The following is a 15,428-nucleotide window of genomic DNA, read 5'->3' as shown; positions in this document are numbered from 1 at the left end:
GGACCGGGTTTTACGCCGGGGGGGGAGGCTCCCCGCCGCACCTGCCCATGCGTTTCGCTGCGCCGGGATGGTCCTCGCGCAAGAGGCTGCAGCCGAAGGCGAACGGGGCGCTCACGCTTCCTGCCGCCTTTCGGCAACTCCGCCGAGATGATGCAGCACGAGCGGGCGGCCGCAGTGCTCGGTCACGGCAATTTCGGTTTCATAAAGCGCGCTCAGGCCCGGCGCGGTAAGCACCTCGGCGGGCGGGCCCTCGGCCACCACAGCCCCCGCCTTCATCGCCACCACATGATCGGCCCAGCCGGCGGCGAAGTTGAGATCATGGAGCACGATCAGCACCGAGCCGCCGGCCTCACGCAGCCGCGCCAGATGTGCCATCAGCGCGCGGGCATGGGCAAGGTCAAGATTGTTGAGCGGTTCATCAAGGATGAGCCAGGGCGTCTGCTGTGCCGCCGCCATGGCGAGATGGGCGCGTTGCGCCTGCCCGCCCGAGAGCGTGTCGAGAAACCGCCCCGCAAGCGGCTCAAGCTCGAAATCATGGAGCGCGCGCGCGATAGCGGCGCTGTCGGCGGGCCCGGGGCGGCCCGCGCAATGCGGCCAGCGTCCAAAAGCCACGAGCTCGCGCACCCGGAGCCGCGAGGCAAGGCCGGTGTGCTGGCCCATGAAGGCGAGCTCGCGCGCGAGCCGTGCGCCGGGTGTTTGCGCCACATCGAGCCCGTTCACTAACACGGTCCCCTCGGGCGGCGGCTCGATCCGGGCGATGAGCCGCGAAAGCGTGGACTTGCCCGCGCCATTGGGGCCGATGAGCGCGGTGATCTTGCCGCCCGGCAAGGTGAGTGTGGTGGGGGCCAGGATCTCGGTGCGCTGTACCGCATGGGAGAGGCCGGTGATCTCGATGGCGGACCTGGTCTTCATCGGATTTTTCCCCGCATCAGGAGGGTGAGGAACAAAAGCCCGCCCGCAAATTCGATCACCACGCTGAGCGTGGCCTTGAGCCCGAAGAGGCGCTCGAAGGCCCATTGGCCGCCCACCAGCATCAGCGCCGCCAGAAGTGCGGCGAGGGTGAGGAGCGTGCGGTGGCGCGCGCCCGGCGCCAGCCCATGTGCGAGCCCCGCCACGATCAGGCCAAGAAAGGCCACGGGGCCCACGAGCGCCGTCGCCGCCACGGTGAGCAGCGCGACGAGGAAGAGCGCGGCCAGCACCATCGCGCGGTAGCGCAGCCCAAGCGAAACGGCGCGGTCCCGGCCGAGCGCCATCACATCGAGCCGCGGCCCGAGCCAGAGCGCGGCAGCCATCGCGGGCAGCGCCACGAGTGCCGCCCAACCCAGCGCTTCGGCCGAGGGGCGAGAGAAATTGGCAAAGCTCACCGATTGCACCACGGCATTGGCGTTCGGGTCGAGCAGCCGCGCAACAAGCGTGGCGCCGGCGCGGAAGAGGATGCCGAGGATCACCCCGCTGAGGATCGTACGGCCGATGTCGCGCCCGCCGCCACGCCCCAGAAGCGTGCCGAAGAGCGCCACGGCGAGTGCGGCCATCACCGCGGTTTCGATCAGGAATTTCGGCCCTGCGGGGAGCGTGACGAAGCCGGTGATGCCAAGCGTGGCCAGCGCAAGGCTCTGCACCAGCAGGTAAAGCGCATCAAACCCCATGATCGAGGGGGTGAGGATGCGGTTTTGCGCGACGCTTTGGAAGAGCACCGTCGCCATGCCAACCGAGGCGGCCACGAGCATCAGCGCGGCGAGTTTTTTCGCGCGCAGGCTCAGCACGAAGCCGGTGTTGCCGGTCAGCCCCTGAAAGAGCCAGAGCGCGATCACGGTTGCGAGAAGCGCCCCGAGCGCGCCCCAGAAGCTAGTGCGCATCACGATCTCCCCGCCAAAGGAGCCACAGGAAGGCAAGCGCACCGACAACACCCAGAATCGTGCCCGCCGGGATCTCGTAGGGATGGATCAGGAGCCGGCCGACGAGATCCGAACCAAGCACCAGGATCGCGCCGCCCAGCGCCACGACGGGGAGTGCCGCGCGCAGATTGTCCCCCATGATACGCGTGACGAGATTGGGCACGATGAGCCCCACGAAAGGCACCATACCCACCGTCACCACCACCATCGCGGTGACGAGTGCGACGACCAGCAGACCAAGCCGCAAGACCGCGCGCGGGTTGAGGCCGAGCATGGTGGCGGCCTCGGGGCCAAGGCCGAGGATGGCAAAGCGGTCGGCCGCGAAAAAGGCCAGAAGCGTGGCGGCGCCCGCGAGCCACAAGAGCTCGTAACGCCCGGCAATCACGCCCGAAAACTCGCCCGACAGAAGCCAGATCGAGATATATTGCAACAGATCCGTCTCCCAGGCGAGGAAGGTGACGCCCGCGCCGATCACCCCCGAAAGGATCAGCCCAGCCAAGGGCACGAGGAAGATCTCGCGCGCCGGAAGCCGCCGGATCAGCGCCGCAAAGAGCGCCGCACCGCCAAGCGCCGAAATGGCCGCCACCGCCATCTTCCCCCAGATCGGCGCATCGGGGGCAATCAGGGTAATGGCGAGCAGCCCCGCCGCCGCCGCCTCGGGCGTGCCCGCGGTGGCGGGTTCGACAAAGCGGTTGCGCACGATCTGCTGCATCACCACGCCTGCCACGGCGAGCGCCGCGCCGGTGAGGATCGCGGCAAGCGTGCGGGGGATGCGCGAGACCCAGAGCAGCAGCGCCGCATCCGGCGCGCCGGGGGTGAGACTGGCCGCGCCGGTCAACAGGCTCGCCACGCTCAGCGCGCACAGAAGCGCCAGCGCAAGAAGCCACAGAGGGCGCGGCGCCACCGGCTCAGCCCTTCAGAGCCGCAAGAAGCTCGGCCAAGTTTGCCATCAGCGCCTGATAACCGCCCCCGGCAATATAGAGATTGGCCGCGTTCAGATAGACCACCTGCCCGGCCTTCGCCGCTTTCGTGCCCGCCACGAGCGGGTTGTCGAGCGTTTCGCGCGCCGAGACGCCCGCGGCACCGGTGGCAGCGCCACGATCGACGACAATGAGCCAGTCCGGGTCCACCTCGGCGATGAATTCAAACGAGATCGCATCGCCATGCACCTCGGGCTTGAGCGCCGGCCAGGCCTCGGGCAGGCCCACCGCATCATGCAGCCAGCCAAAGCGCGAGCCGCGGCCATAGGCCGAAATTTTCGGCCCGTTCGTCAACACGATGAGCGCATCGCCCCGCCCCTTCGCAGCCCCTTGCACCTCGGCCAGACGGGCGTCGAGCGTGGCTTCGAGCGCGGCCGCCTTCGCCTCGCGGTGAAAGAGCGTACCATAGGTCTCAAGCCGGGCGCGGGCATCGCCCAGCACATCGGGGGAGATCGTCATGTCGATTGTCGGCGCCACCTGCGCCACGGCCTCGAATTGCGCCGCCGAGCGGGAGCCGATCACGATCAGATCGGGCTCGAGCGTGGAAAGCGCCTCCAGATCGGGCTCGAAGAGCGTGCCGATGGGCGCCGCTGCGCCGCGGTCGAGATAATCGACGTAAAGCTGCGTGGGCAGGCCCACCGGCGCGACGCCGAGCGCCTCCAGCGTATCGGCGGCGGCAATGTCGAAGACGGCCACTTTTGCGGGCGGAGCGGCGAGCGTGACCGGGCCGCGCGCGGTGGCGATCTCGACCGGATCGGCCTGAAGGGGGGCGGCCATCAGGACGGCTGCCATCACAAGAGCAGAGGCAGGGGCGAAGCGTTTCATTCTCTTTCTCCGGGTCTTGCGTGGCTGAAACTGGCTCCGCACCGCCCTGACATAAACCGGGGCGCGGGGCGCGACCAGTCATTCCCGAGTGAAAAAGTCATTTTACCACGATCCCTGCCAGAGGAACGTCAGCGCTGCGGCAAGGAAGGGAGCGACGGAACCGCCATGCCCCTGACCGGGGAATTCGTGAAGAGCGACGCCAAGCTGGCGGGCCAGCGCCTCGGCGCGCCCGGCCATGTCGCGCGCGGCAAGCCGCGCCACCCGCTCGGGCGCCTCGCCCGCGACGGCCGCCGCTTCGGGGCGCTCAAGCGCGCCGATGCCCAGAAAAACCCGCGGCCCGGTCTCTGGCCGGAGCGCCGCGAAGGCGCTGGGATCGGTCCAGAGCGAGGGGCTGCCCGCGGCCACATGGCTGAAGAGATCGGGCCGGGCGAAACCCGCGGTAAGCGCGAAGGCACCGCCATAGGAATGGCCGAGCAGCATCCGGTGCGCCGGATCGACCGGCAGCACCGCCTCGACGCGCGGCAGGATCGCTTGTGCGATCAGATCGCGCGTGGCCGCAGCCCCGGCAGGGTCGATCAGGTCGGGGCCGCGGCGCTCAAGGTCGATCAGATCGGGGCCGGGCCAGCCGATGCCGACGATCACCGTCGGCCCGACCGCACCCGCCGCCTGCGCCCCGCCCTGCAGCCGCGCCGCCTCGCGCAACGTGCCGAAAGTCCAGCCCGCGTCGATCGCATAGATGATGCCGTAGCCCGCCGCGGGCGGCGGCCCCTCGGGCCAGCTCACCACGACGGCGAGCGGGCCGTTCGGCCCCTCGACCTCGAACCTGGCGGTGCGGGCGAGGTCAAGCGCGGGGCCGAGCCCCTGTGCCCCACCCTGCGCCCCTGCCCCGGCCGGGCCAGCGCCCATCAGCATCAGCCCGATCATCAGGACCGCCCCGAACCGCATCAGAACCGCCGCGTGAGCGAGACGGTCAGCGCCCGCGGCGCGCCGCGGAAGTTGAACACCGTGGTGCCGCCGACGCGGGTGTAATACTCCTTGTCAAAGACGTTGGAGACGGTGAGCCGCAGATCGGTGTTTTCGTCGAGCGCGCGTTTTGCCGTCAGATCGAGCACGCCATAGCCCGGCGCACGGATCGTCGTTCCGCCAGAAACCGATGAAAATCCCGACATCGCAATTAGTTGCCCGCCAAAGCTCCAGTCATGGAACATTCCTTCGGTGACATCATAGGCGAGCGAGAGCTTGACCATATGCTTGGGCGTGTAGGTCGAGAAGGTATTCCCCGAAGTTGTGCCGTTGAGGTATTCGGATTCGCTCCAGGTGTAGCCGCCTGCCAGATGCAGATGCGCGCCGATCTCGCCCGCGGCCTCGATCTCGACCCCCTGCACCCGCACTTTGCCGGAGGCTTCCGACCAGGTCTCGCCGGTCACGCTCTGGGCGCGGTTGACCTGTTCCAGCCGGAACAGCGCGGCCGAGACATCGAGCCCGTTCGCGAGGCTCGCCTTCGCGCCAAGCTCGACCTGCTGGCCCTCCAGCGGCTTGAGCACATTGCCCGCCGCGTCGAGTGCGGTCTGGGTCTGGAAGATTTCGGTATAGCTCGCATAAAGCGTGGTGGCGGGCGAGATGTCCCAGGTCACGCCAGCGAAGGGGGTAAGATGGCCGTCTTCCTTCACCTCGGAACTGACGCCCGCCGAAGAGACGGAATCGACGTCGACCCAGCTCAGCCGCGCGCCGCCCAGAAGCGTCAGCTTCTCGACCGGCTTGAGGCGGAACTGCGCGTAAAGTCCCTCGGATTTGGTCTCGGTGGTGGTCGGGGCGCCATAGCTCACCGTGGGCTCGGCCACGCCCGAAACATCCCAGTCGTCGAGATCCCAGCTGCCGGTGATTGCCCCCGAAGTGGCGTAGAGCGTGGTCTTGGCGCGCTGCGCATCTGCCCCGAGGATCGCAAGGCCCTCCCAACCGCCCAGCATGAAGGGCAGCTCGGCATGGGCATCGAAGGCGATGGAATCATTGGTGAAATCGCGCGAGAGCCAGGAAAGCCGCGAGACGGTATTGTCTGCTGCTGCCACCGAGCCGGTATAGGCATAGAGGAAATCGCCGGTCTGATGCGAGCGGCGCAGGCTCGTTTTCACCCGCGCGCCATTGTCGAAATGATGCTCGAGCGCGACCACTGCATCGGTCACCTCATTGTCGAAGCGGTTCCAGTCCGCTGCGGTCGTGGTGCCCGCATCGAGCCAGATCAGCGAGCCATCGGCATAGCTCGGAAGGCCGTTATAGGGCGCGATATCGCGGCTCATCTTCGAGGCGGAGAAGGTCAGCGTGGTATTGGCCGAAATGTCCCAGGCGAGCGCACCATAAAGCTGATCGACGCCGTTTTCCTGCTTGTCGACGAAACCGTCGCCTTCGGCATGGGCGGCGACCAGCCGGCCGCGCAGGCTGCCGCTTTCATTGAGCGCCCCGCCGTAGTCGACCTCGAGCCGCTTCTGGCCATCCGAGTCCACTGTCGCGGTCACATAGCCGCCCGGCTCGGTGCGGCTGGCCTGCTTGAGGCGCATGTTGACGGCCCCGGCGGGCGAGCCCTGACCGATGAAGAGCCCCGAGGGGCCCTTGAGCACCTCGATATGATCCATGATCGAGAGATCCGGCTGGGTGCCATAGATCGAGCTGACCGGTGCGGGCAGCCCGTCGTAATAGAGGTAGTCGAACTCGAAACCGCGCGAGAAGAGCGAGGAGCGGCCCACATCGTTTTGCAGTACCAAAAGCCCGGGCACATTGGCCACCGCGGTTTCGAGCGCGGTATAACCGCCGTCCTCGATCTGCTGGCGTGTCACCACCGAGGTCGATTGCGGCACTTCGCGCGGGCTCATCGCCGCCTTCTCGCCCACCGAGATCAACCCGCTCTTGTAGCTTTTCGTGCCCTCGGTCTCGTAGCTCGCGCCCTCGACGGTGATCGCGTCAAGCACCATGGGCTCCTCGGCCCGCGCCCCCCCCGCCAGCATCGGCGCCACCAGCGCCGTGCCCAGAACCAGAGCGCGGCGGATCCTTCCTTCATATGTCATCGAGAGGCTCCTTCATTTCCGATTATTTTTGTAATATATTACCCGGGACGCGCCGCGCCGCCATCGGCCGGGCTTGCGAAAACGCTCAGAATGCTTGCCGAAACTGTCAAAGCGGGGCCTTGATGACGAAACCGATCCTGCTTGGGGACATTGCCGCCGGGGCGCACCACTCGGGGGTGGATTTCGGCGCCACGATTCGGCCCGAGCGGGTGGCGCTCGAGGGACGTCGCCGCGCGGGGGAGATTGCCTCGGGGCTCAGGCTGCATACGCTCGATGCCGTCGCCGCGACCGATTTCGAGACGCGGCTGATGCGCACAGCGGGGCTGGTGCTGCATCTGGTGCTCGCGGGCGAGGTGGAGGCCTTCATCGGTCCGCACCCCTTGCGGCTGACCCGGCAGGGTGATGCACCGGTGCGGATCGCCTTTTACGCGCTCGCCGCCCCCGCGCCGTTTCGCCGCCGTGCGCGGGCGGGGAGCCTGCTGCGCAAGGTCAGCATCGACCTGAGCTGGGACTGGCTCGCGGCCCGCGGCGTCCACGTCGAAACCGTGCTCGATGGCGCCGCCTTCCGCCATGAAGACTGGCCCGCCACCGCCGCCGAGATCGGCATGGCAGAGCGATTGCTCGCGCTCGACCGCGCCGAGCCGGGCCCGCAGGCGGCGCTGGCGCGCGAGGCGCTGGCGCTCACGCTGGTGGCGGGGCTCGCGGAGCGGCTCCTGAGCGCGCCCGGCGCGCTCCGTCCGAGCGAGCGCGACCGGCTTTCGCGGATCGAGGCCGCCGCGTTGCGCCCGGGCCCGGTGCCTGATCTGGCGCAGATTGCCGCGACGGCGGGGCTCAGCCTCTCTTCGCTGCAACGGCTTTTTCAGCGCGCCTATGGCGTCTCGGCCAAGGAGCGGCTGCGCAGCCTGCGCATGGAGCGTGCGGCCACGGCCCTGCGCGAGGGCGTAGCTGTGGCGCAGGCGGCCGAGGTGGCGGGCTTTGTCTCGGTGGAAAGCTTCGCCACCGCATTTCGGCGCCGCTATGGCATCGCCCCCTCCTCCGTGCTCGGTCCCGCGCCATCGGGTGACGGGAAACGGCCACGCGCGTTCCGCTGTTAGCGGGATACCAAAATCAGCTTTCCTGCCGGGGCCACTGGCGTCCCGAAGGGGTGCTGATGCGCCGCGGGTCGGCCGACCCGTCACCTTTGCGCCGTCAGGCTCAGGGTTCGCGCAGGGCTTCGGAAAGGCCGCGCAGCACCGGTTCGAAGAACGTGGCCAGAAGCGTGCGATTGCCGACATGGATTTCAGCGGAAAGCGTCATCCCCGGCAGAAGCGCCGCCCCGGGCGGCAGCGCGTCGAGATGACTGTCGGCGTCGAAGTTGACCCGGGCCCGGTGCCGAGCCTCCGCACTGCCTTCCTGGCTGAAGCTCGCATGACCAACCTCGGAGAGAACCCCGGTCATCTGCCCATATTGGCGCCAGGGAAAGGCATCGATCTTGATATGGACCGGATCACCGGCCACCGCGCGCCCGACATCGACCGAGCGCAGCCCGACTTCGGCGATCAGCGGCACATCGGTCGGCACGAGCACCACGACGGGCTCGCCCGAGGTGATCAGACTGCCCGCCCCGCCTTCCGCCACACTCAGCACGACACCCGGCCGCGGCGCGACCAGATCGGACATCTGCCGCAGCAGGCGGGCTTTCGCGATCTCTTCGTCGATGATCGCCAGCCGCGGCCGGGCGTCGGCAAGCGCCTCGGTGGCCGTGCGGGTCTGGCTCGCCTCGAACACCTCAAGCTCGGAAAGCGCCCGCGCGCGCTGTTCGTGCAATTGCTGCAGCCGGGAGTCGTGATCGCGCAGATCGGCCTCGGCACGCAGCCGCGTCATCCGCGCCTCGAGCACGGCAAGCTGAGAGCCGCTCTGACGTTCGACCAGGGTCTCCCGCATCGCCTCGACGTCGCGCGCTATGCCGAGCTGTTCGGCCAAGCCCGCCCCATCGGCCGTCGCGGCGGCAATCAGCTTTTCGGCGGCAGCGATTTCGGTCTGCAAGGCGGCGCGACGGCTCTGCGCCTCGCGCCGGCTTTCTGCAAGGGCCAAGGCTTCGCTGACGAATGCGGGCGTGTGCGTATCGAGGTTGCTGCCGTCGCGTTCCGCCTCGAAACGGGCAATCCGCGCGCGCAGGGATTCCCGTTCCGTCAACAGCGCGGCGAGATCGGCCTCGGGCAGGGTCGGGTCAAGATGGGCCAGAATCTGGCCGGGCTGAACGATGTCGCCAGGATGGACGGTAACCATGTCAAGCCGGGCCGTTGCGCCCGAGCGCAACAGGAGCGGCGGTTCCGCCGCGGCCAGCTGGCCGGGGGCGACCACCACCACATCGACCGGCAGAAACGCGGCAAGCAGCAACACTCCCGCGATGAGCGCCGCCGCAAGGCCGGGCCAGAGCCGCAGCAGAAGCGGTGCAGGTTCGAGTTGCAACCGCTCGATATCGCTTTGAAATTCGACTGCGTGACGGTCAACGGCACGGGGGGCGGTCATGCGCTGTGCCCTGCTTGCTGCTGCCAGAGGTGGCGATAGGTTTCCGAGCGCTGGAGCAGCACGGCATGCGGCGCGAAATCCTCGATCCGGCCGCGATCCAGCACAAGAATGGCATCCGAGCGAGAGAGCGAGGAGATCCGGTGCGACACCACGATCACCGTCCGCCCCTGCGCGATGGCCGCGATATTGCGGTTCACCAGCGCTTCGGATTCCGGATCGAGCGCGCTGGTCGCCTCGTCAAGGATCAGGATCGGCGGGTCGGCCAGAAGCGCGCGCGCAAGAGCGATGCGCTGCCGTTGCCCCCCCGACAGGTTGGCCCCGCCCTCCTCGACAACCGTATCGAGGCCGCGGGGCAGACGGTCGATGAATTCCGTGGCGCCCGCCAGCTCGGCTGCGCGCAACACGGCCTCATGACCCGCATCGGGGCGCGCCATCGAGATGTTCTCGCGCAAGCTACCGCGGAATAACACATTTTCCTGCAGCACGATGCCCACCGAGCGGCGCAGGTGATCGAGGTCGATATGACGGATGTCTTCACCGTTATAGAGAATGCGCCCCGATTGCGGGCTGCCGATGCCTTGCAAAAGGCGCGTCAAGGTCGTTTTGCCCGACCCGGACCGGCCGACAACGCCAATCACCTGACCGGCGGCAATCTCGAGGCTGAGGCCGTCGAGTGCGGGGGCGGAGGAGCCGGGGTAGCAAAACCGCAGATCCTCGATCCGGATTGCGCCGGTCAACTGCGGCTTGATCGGGCGCACCTCCGGGCCGCGTTCGGGCGGATGGTCCATCATGCCGCGAATGGTGCGCACGGCCAGCGCCGCCTCCTGCCATTCGTTGATCAGCCCGACGATCTGCACCAAAGGCCCGGTAACCCGCCCCGAGAGCATCATGAAGGCCACGAGCGTGCCGACAGAAATCTCGCCCTGCAACACCAGCCCGGTGCCGAGCCCGAGAAGGGTGACCTGCATCAGCTTTTCCATGAGCCCGGTGAGCGCGCCCACCGAGGCCGAAAGCTCGCCCACCGCCCACTGGCTGCGGATCGAGCGCGAGAGCGCATTTTCCCACAGGCTGCGGCGCGTCCCTTCGAGCACCAGCGCCTTGACGGTTCGCATGTTGTGCAGCGTTTCAACCAGATGCGCCTGCCGGTTCGCCTCGGCATCGTAAAGCGCGCTCAGACGGCGTTGCAGCGCGGGCAGAAAGGCGGCCAGCAATCCGGCAATAGTGAGCGCAAAGCCCAGAACCGTGAGCGTCATCATCCCCGAGAGCAGCGCCATCAGCGTCAGCAGCAGCGGCAGAAGAGCGGCATCCAGCAGTGTCTGGAACAACCGACCCGAAAGGAAATGGCGCACCTTCTCCGTCAGTTGCATGTTGCGTGCGAGCACCCCGGACGGCGTCGTCTCGAACACGGAAAGCGGCAGCGAGAGCAGATGCGCATGCACCGCCGCGCCGATTCCGGCATCGATCCGCCCGCCCGCAATGAGCATCAGCCGGGAGCGGACATAGGTGAAGGAGGCATCGAAAACCGCGAGGAAGACATAGACCCCGACGATTGAAAAGAGCGTGTTCCAGGTGTGATGCCCGATCACCTTGTCGATCATCACCTGGGTCAGGAACGGCAGGCAATAAGAGATCAGGTTGCCCACGATCACCGCGGTGGCCACGCCGGCAAGTGCGCCCCGTTGCCTCCAGAGCGCGGGCAGGAACCAGGCAAGCCCGAACGGACGCCGCGCCGTGGTTGCGGTCTTTTTCAGTTGCGCAAGCAGGATCTTGCCGCTCCAGCGCGCCTCGAATTCTGCTTGCGGCAGAAGCTGGATCCCTTTGGCTTCCTGCGCCGGATCCAGAATCGCCGCCTGCGCTCCGCCCGGCAGGTCGACCACATGCACCAGAATGAACCAGCCGCCGTCACGCCCCTCGCACAGGGCCGGATAGGCGCCGCCGAGTCGCGAGGCCAGGCGCCAGCCGGCACCGCGCAGCGAACGCACGCGAAAGCCCGTGCGGCGCAGCGTCGCCTCGATCATCGGCGCAAAATCTCCCTCCCGCAGCGCGGGAAATTCCTGAACCGGCAGCGTGACCCCGTGATGGAGGCACAACAGGAACAACGCGCGGAGCGTCGTCATCGGCGCGTTTCCGATGGCGAATTCTTCCTGCAGGCGGGGAGGCGGTGCGATGCTCATGGCGCGACGCTAGCCGAGCTTCGTTAATGGCGCCTTTCCCGCATCAACTTTCCTGTTGGCAGGCTCCGCGCCGAGGGCTGCTTCCGGCGACCTGCCGCCCCGGCACCGGCCCGCTTGCAGCGGAGGCGCCACGGGTATCCGCCTGCGCGCCCGGGTCACACTGAAACCCTTTGCGAATCAGGGCGCCCGTCATCAATCCTTCGCGCATTGCCATTCGGAGCGCTTTCATGAAACGGATACCTGTCACGATTTTTCTCGCCGCGACCCTCGGGCTCACAGCTTGCGAGCCCGTGCAAACGCTGCAGGACTATCGCCCTGTCGTCGATACCGCCAAAATTCGGCCCGCCAAATATGAAGCCGACCTCGCGCAATGCCGCGCGATCGCGACGCAGGTCGAGGCCGAGTACAAGGAGCGCCAGCAGAAGGAAATCGGCCAGCAGATGGTCGCGGGCCTGATTGTTGGCGCGCTCGTTGGTGCGGCAGCCGGCTCGCACTCTCATTATCAGGGCAGCTATATTGCGCAGGGCGCCGCCGCGGGCGCCGCGATTGGCGCGACTTCGGGCGATTATGACCACGATCTTGTCACCTATGGTCCGCGCCGCGTCGTGGACCGCTGCATGACAGGCCGGGGCTACATCATTCTCAACGACCCCGGCAGAGCGTAAGCGCCTGGGCGGCGCGGAAGATCGGGAATTCCGAAAAAGCCGGACCCGCGCGGCCCAACGCATGCTGAGAAGGTGTCGGCGCTTTCGAAAGGCGGTGCGCGGTTACCGCCTTTCAGGCGAGCCGTTTACGCCGCCGCCCGGGCCTCCTGTGGAAACTGGCCCCTCTGGCTGTTCAGTCCCCGCCTCTGGTGGATCGGATCTAGGATGAAACTGCCCGGCTCGGATGGCGTGGGGGGCGGGGCGCCGCCGTGACCTATCTGTCCCATAGGGCTTCCTTCCATTCCTGCGAAAGGATCGCAGCAACAAACCGTGGGATGAAACACGAAGAACAATGGCCGACAAAACGCCGCGCCAACAGTTTTTAAAAAGTGCGTTAGTATGGGATTTGGCGCGCCGCGCCGGGGTGAAGATGAGAACTATGTCTACGCTATAGCCCTCTAATGCCGCAATATATCTCATGCCTGTCACTGCGACCATCGCGTCACAGGCCTTTACTGTGCGAGGATCAGCGGAACCTCCACCGAGTCTTACATTCATGTCCGACGCGCCGCAGACTGAACAGAAATCCGAACCCTCCTTGATCGTGCTCGCGGCTATTCTATCGGCCGACCCAGAGATGCCGATCTCTGGCGAGCGTTCAGTCGACTGCTCGGTGCTGTGGCGACACTATTCGACGGCGCGCGACGCGGCCGAGTTGGCTGGCGATGGAGAGAAGGCTGCCGTCTACAATCTTCTGGGCGGTGTTTGTACGATGGGTCTACAGGCAGGCGAGCCATTGAAACCGTTCACCCCGCTGATGGCGTGGGCGACCGGATCAAGTCCAACGCCCCTCACATATAGAGGCAAACAGTCACTGGTATTCGGCGAGCTGGCGGCTGAGGTTGCCCACCCCGCCCTCAAAGCGCGGCTGGCTGATCTCGCATGGGTGAACACCAAGCAGCACGAAGCCGCTCGACTGGCGATCGAGAGCTATATCGAATGCGTCCGCCGACTTTTGGCGGGCAAGGCCGAGATGCGAAGCCACCGCAATGAGGCAAGCGGCCCTCGTGCGCTTGACCTGCTGCGCCGCGCTAGCGTCCTGCAACGGCAGATCGGCTGGGGCGGCGGGCGAACCGATGATCTCGTTTCACTTGCCAAGAAGGTCCGGCAGCGGGCGATGAAGCGAGAAGATGTGTTCGGTTTCGTGCGGGCGAGCGATCTGGAACTGGACTTCCAGACGACAAGGGCCGCAATTCTTGCAAAAGCGGCAGAAGCGTTTGCCGTCTCCAGGGCGGCGGCTGGCGACGAAGACGGATCGGAGCAGCTTTGGCGTCTGACCGCTCGCGCTTATTCGCGTGCCGATCGAAAAGTCGATGCCGACCGGGCGCTAGTTCAGGTCGCGGAGCGGCTCGTCGAAACTGCCGATCGCATGGCGAAAAGCCCTATGCACGAGACCCACTGGCTTGAACAGGCGATTGCGACGTTGCGACGAGTTCGAGGCACGAATGCAAGACGCGCTGATCTGCAAGCGCGTTTGGTGCGCAAGCAGGGTGATATCGCCGATTTCATGGCGCCAATTTCGTCCTCGACCGACATCTCCGAGATTGTCGAGGGGACCAAGGCACAATTGGGCGGCAAGGAACTGGCGGATGCTCTCCTCATCTACGCTGTCCAAAGTCGCTCACCCGCCGTCGCCGACCTGCGTCGCGAGGCGGAGGAATCCATTGGACGATCTCCCTTTGGCAGCCTGTTCGCCTCGGTCATCTATGATGAGACCTTCAAGCCGACCTCGCGGACGCCACCCGCCGGCGATTTCGCGAGTCCTCCCAATGAGGCGAACATTCGGGTCCAGATCATCCAGCACGAGCAGATGAGGCGTGGTTTGGTTGTAGCAGGGCAGATCGAGCCAGGCCGCTACCAAATCGTGTTCGATCATGCCCCAGATGAGCTGGTACTGACGACGCTCGCGGCAATGAGCCCGTTCGTGCCGCCGCACCACGAAGCACTCTTCGGGCGCGGCTTCGCCCACTTCTTCAACGGTGATTTTATCGAGGCGGCACACCTTCTTGTGCCGCAACTCGAAAACTCCCTGCGCTACGTGTTGAACGCCGCGGACGTGGACACGACGCGTTTGAAATCCGATCTGACACAATCGAGCGCAACGCTTTCCACACTGCTCAATCCGTCGGGTGAATGGCGCAAACCGCTGGAAGACCTTATCGGCGATGCTGTCATGTTCGAGATCGAAAACCTGTTCGACCACCAGGCTGGGCCGACGCTCCGTCACAGAATGGCGCACGGGCTGCTGCATCAGTGGGTATTTGGCGGACGGGATGCGATCTACGCTTGCTGGTTTATCTACCGGCTTTGCATTGAGCAGCTCACGCCTCATGCGGACGAGGTGCGGCGCCGTTTGCGCTCGCTCACCTGAGCATGAGCGGCCAACGTCACTTCAAGGGATTCCGTGTTTAGCCTGAGCCGCCTGTATGGCGGCCACAATCTGTTCTGTCACGCTGGGATCGTCAGGCTTACCTTTCGGCACCTGCACGTTGGCAAGGAACCAGCGCGCAATTTCGACGCCTTCCGCTACCCGCCGGGGGTCGGCATTCTCCAATGGGTCGAGAATGCGGCGTATGATGACCGGATTGCGTGACGAACTGCCGGACCGAAGTGGTTCGTGCGGATAGTCATCCGGCGCAAACGCCATATTGAGATTTAACGCCGCCGCGCGCTTCGCCGATTCCTCCTTGGCGCCAATCAAATCGTCCAGCGGCATGAAAAGGCGTCCATAGTATTCTGGCTGACGGACGAGCAGTTCGCGGTTCGTAAACGTCGGCGCGTCCGGCTCTCTACTCGGCAGCCAACGCTCATCCAAAGTGCAAATGAGACGCCGAATGGCAAATACCATCGCGTCCAGCATGTGCAGATCCTGACTGCGGGTGACGTAGCCATAGATCAGGTAGCGATTGTCAGCATTCCCGTTGCGAAGCAGGTGTTCCATGAACTGCTCGGGCGTTCGGTCGGACCAGTGATAGATGTCGAGATCGGCGGGCTTGGCAAGATTGTCTGGCAGCAACTCGCCAGCCAGTGTTTTCACATCCGCGTAAAGCCGAACGATGTCGTGGCTGTATGCTTTCTGATCGGAAGCGCTCCGTCTGGACGAGCCGCCGTTGAGCAAAAGCACAGCCTTGAGATATTTCTCAAGCGCATGAAGCGATAGCCAAAGAAAATCTGTGTTGAGCTGATTGATCGCACACCAGCGGGCAGTGATGTAGTTTTCGTCGGCCGTGCGGACAAAGAGTTCGAGAACAAGATTGTGTTTCGATGCCGCGACGCTCATGCT

12 protein-coding genes are annotated in these 15,428 nt (G+C 65.9%); 3 read left to right on the top strand and 9 right to left on the bottom strand.

From position 1 onward, the window contains the following. Nucleotides 1-111 precede the first annotated feature (111 nt). The 6 genes from CRO22_RS12440 to CRO22_RS12415 form a co-directional block, all read right to left on the bottom strand. Complete coding sequence (locus tag CRO22_RS12440) at nucleotides 112-912, bottom strand: iron ABC transporter ATP-binding protein (protein WP_097070486.1); 801 nt, start codon at nucleotides 910-912, stop codon at nucleotides 112-114. Continuing rightward, a complete protein-coding gene (locus CRO22_RS12435) occupies nucleotides 909-1,856 on the bottom strand; it encodes an iron chelate uptake ABC transporter family permease subunit (protein ID WP_097070485.1) in 948 nt (315 codons plus the stop codon). The genes CRO22_RS12440 and CRO22_RS12435 overlap by 4 nt, the downstream gene beginning before the upstream one ends. After that, a complete protein-coding gene (locus tag CRO22_RS12430) occupies nucleotides 1,846-2,799 on the bottom strand; it encodes an ABC transporter permease (RefSeq protein WP_097070484.1) in 954 nt (317 codons plus the stop codon). The genes CRO22_RS12435 and CRO22_RS12430 overlap by 11 nt, the downstream gene beginning before the upstream one ends. Before the next feature lie 4 nt (nucleotides 2,800-2,803). Beyond that, nucleotides 2,804-3,700 carry a siderophore ABC transporter substrate-binding protein gene (locus tag CRO22_RS12425; protein WP_097070483.1) on the bottom strand — a complete coding sequence of 299 codons (897 nt, stop codon included), beginning with the start codon at nucleotides 3,698-3,700 and terminating at the stop codon, nucleotides 2,804-2,806. A gap of 102 nt (nucleotides 3,701-3,802) precedes the next feature. Beyond that, the gene (locus tag CRO22_RS12420; protein ID WP_097070482.1) at nucleotides 3,803-4,645 is read right to left on the bottom strand and encodes an alpha/beta hydrolase; all 843 of its coding nucleotides are present in this window, start codon (nucleotides 4,643-4,645) and stop codon (nucleotides 3,803-3,805) included. Beyond that, complete coding sequence (locus CRO22_RS12415) at nucleotides 4,645-6,756, bottom strand: TonB-dependent siderophore receptor (protein WP_097070481.1); 2,112 nt, start codon at nucleotides 6,754-6,756, stop codon at nucleotides 4,645-4,647. The genes CRO22_RS12420 and CRO22_RS12415 overlap by 1 nt, the downstream gene beginning before the upstream one ends. A gap of 122 nt (nucleotides 6,757-6,878) precedes the next feature. On the opposite strand from CRO22_RS12415, the gene CRO22_RS12410 reads away from it, so the two are divergent. Then, nucleotides 6,879-7,850, top strand: a complete 972-nt coding sequence (locus CRO22_RS12410) for a helix-turn-helix transcriptional regulator (protein WP_102024757.1) — start codon at nucleotides 6,879-6,881, stop codon at nucleotides 7,848-7,850. 100 nt (nucleotides 7,851-7,950) lie between these two features. Here the strand turns inward: CRO22_RS12410 and CRO22_RS12405 are convergent, their stop codons facing one another. Both CRO22_RS12405 and CRO22_RS12400 read right to left on the bottom strand, forming a co-directional pair. Beyond that, a complete protein-coding gene (locus tag CRO22_RS12405; RefSeq protein WP_097070479.1) occupies nucleotides 7,951-9,267 on the bottom strand; it encodes an HlyD family type I secretion periplasmic adaptor subunit in 1,317 nt (438 codons plus the stop codon). Beyond that, nucleotides 9,264-11,384 carry a peptidase domain-containing ABC transporter gene (locus CRO22_RS12400; RefSeq protein WP_245860971.1) on the bottom strand — a complete coding sequence of 707 codons (2,121 nt, stop codon included), beginning with the start codon at nucleotides 11,382-11,384 and terminating at the stop codon, nucleotides 9,264-9,266. The genes CRO22_RS12405 and CRO22_RS12400 overlap by 4 nt, the downstream gene beginning before the upstream one ends. A gap of 284 nt (nucleotides 11,385-11,668) precedes the next feature. Between CRO22_RS12400 and CRO22_RS12395 the strand changes: the two genes are divergently transcribed. Both CRO22_RS12395 and CRO22_RS19060 read left to right on the top strand, forming a co-directional pair. Continuing rightward, the gene (locus CRO22_RS12395) at nucleotides 11,669-12,106 is read left to right on the top strand and encodes a glycine zipper family protein (protein WP_097070477.1); all 438 of its coding nucleotides are present in this window, start codon (nucleotides 11,669-11,671) and stop codon (nucleotides 12,104-12,106) included. Nucleotides 12,107-12,641: 535 nt separating this feature from the next. Then, nucleotides 12,642-14,516: a DUF4209 domain-containing protein gene (locus tag CRO22_RS19060; protein ID WP_217991900.1), complete on the top strand. Its 1,875-nt coding sequence runs from the start codon at nucleotides 12,642-12,644 to the stop codon at nucleotides 14,514-14,516. 21 nt (nucleotides 14,517-14,537) lie between these two features. Here the strand turns inward: CRO22_RS19060 and CRO22_RS12385 are convergent, their stop codons facing one another. After that, a complete protein-coding gene (locus tag CRO22_RS12385; RefSeq protein ID WP_097070476.1) occupies nucleotides 14,538-15,425 on the bottom strand; it encodes a HEPN domain-containing protein in 888 nt (295 codons plus the stop codon). Between the last annotated feature and the right edge of the window lie 3 nt (nucleotides 15,426-15,428).

Origin of the sequence: Rhodobacter maris, assembly GCF_900217815.1 — a bacterium.
In the GTDB taxonomy this organism is placed as follows: domain Bacteria; phylum Pseudomonadota; class Alphaproteobacteria; order Rhodobacterales; family Rhodobacteraceae; genus Rhodobacter; species Rhodobacter maris.
The sequence above is the reverse complement of the archived record's forward strand: the minus strand, read 5'-3'. Positions and strand labels throughout refer to the sequence as shown.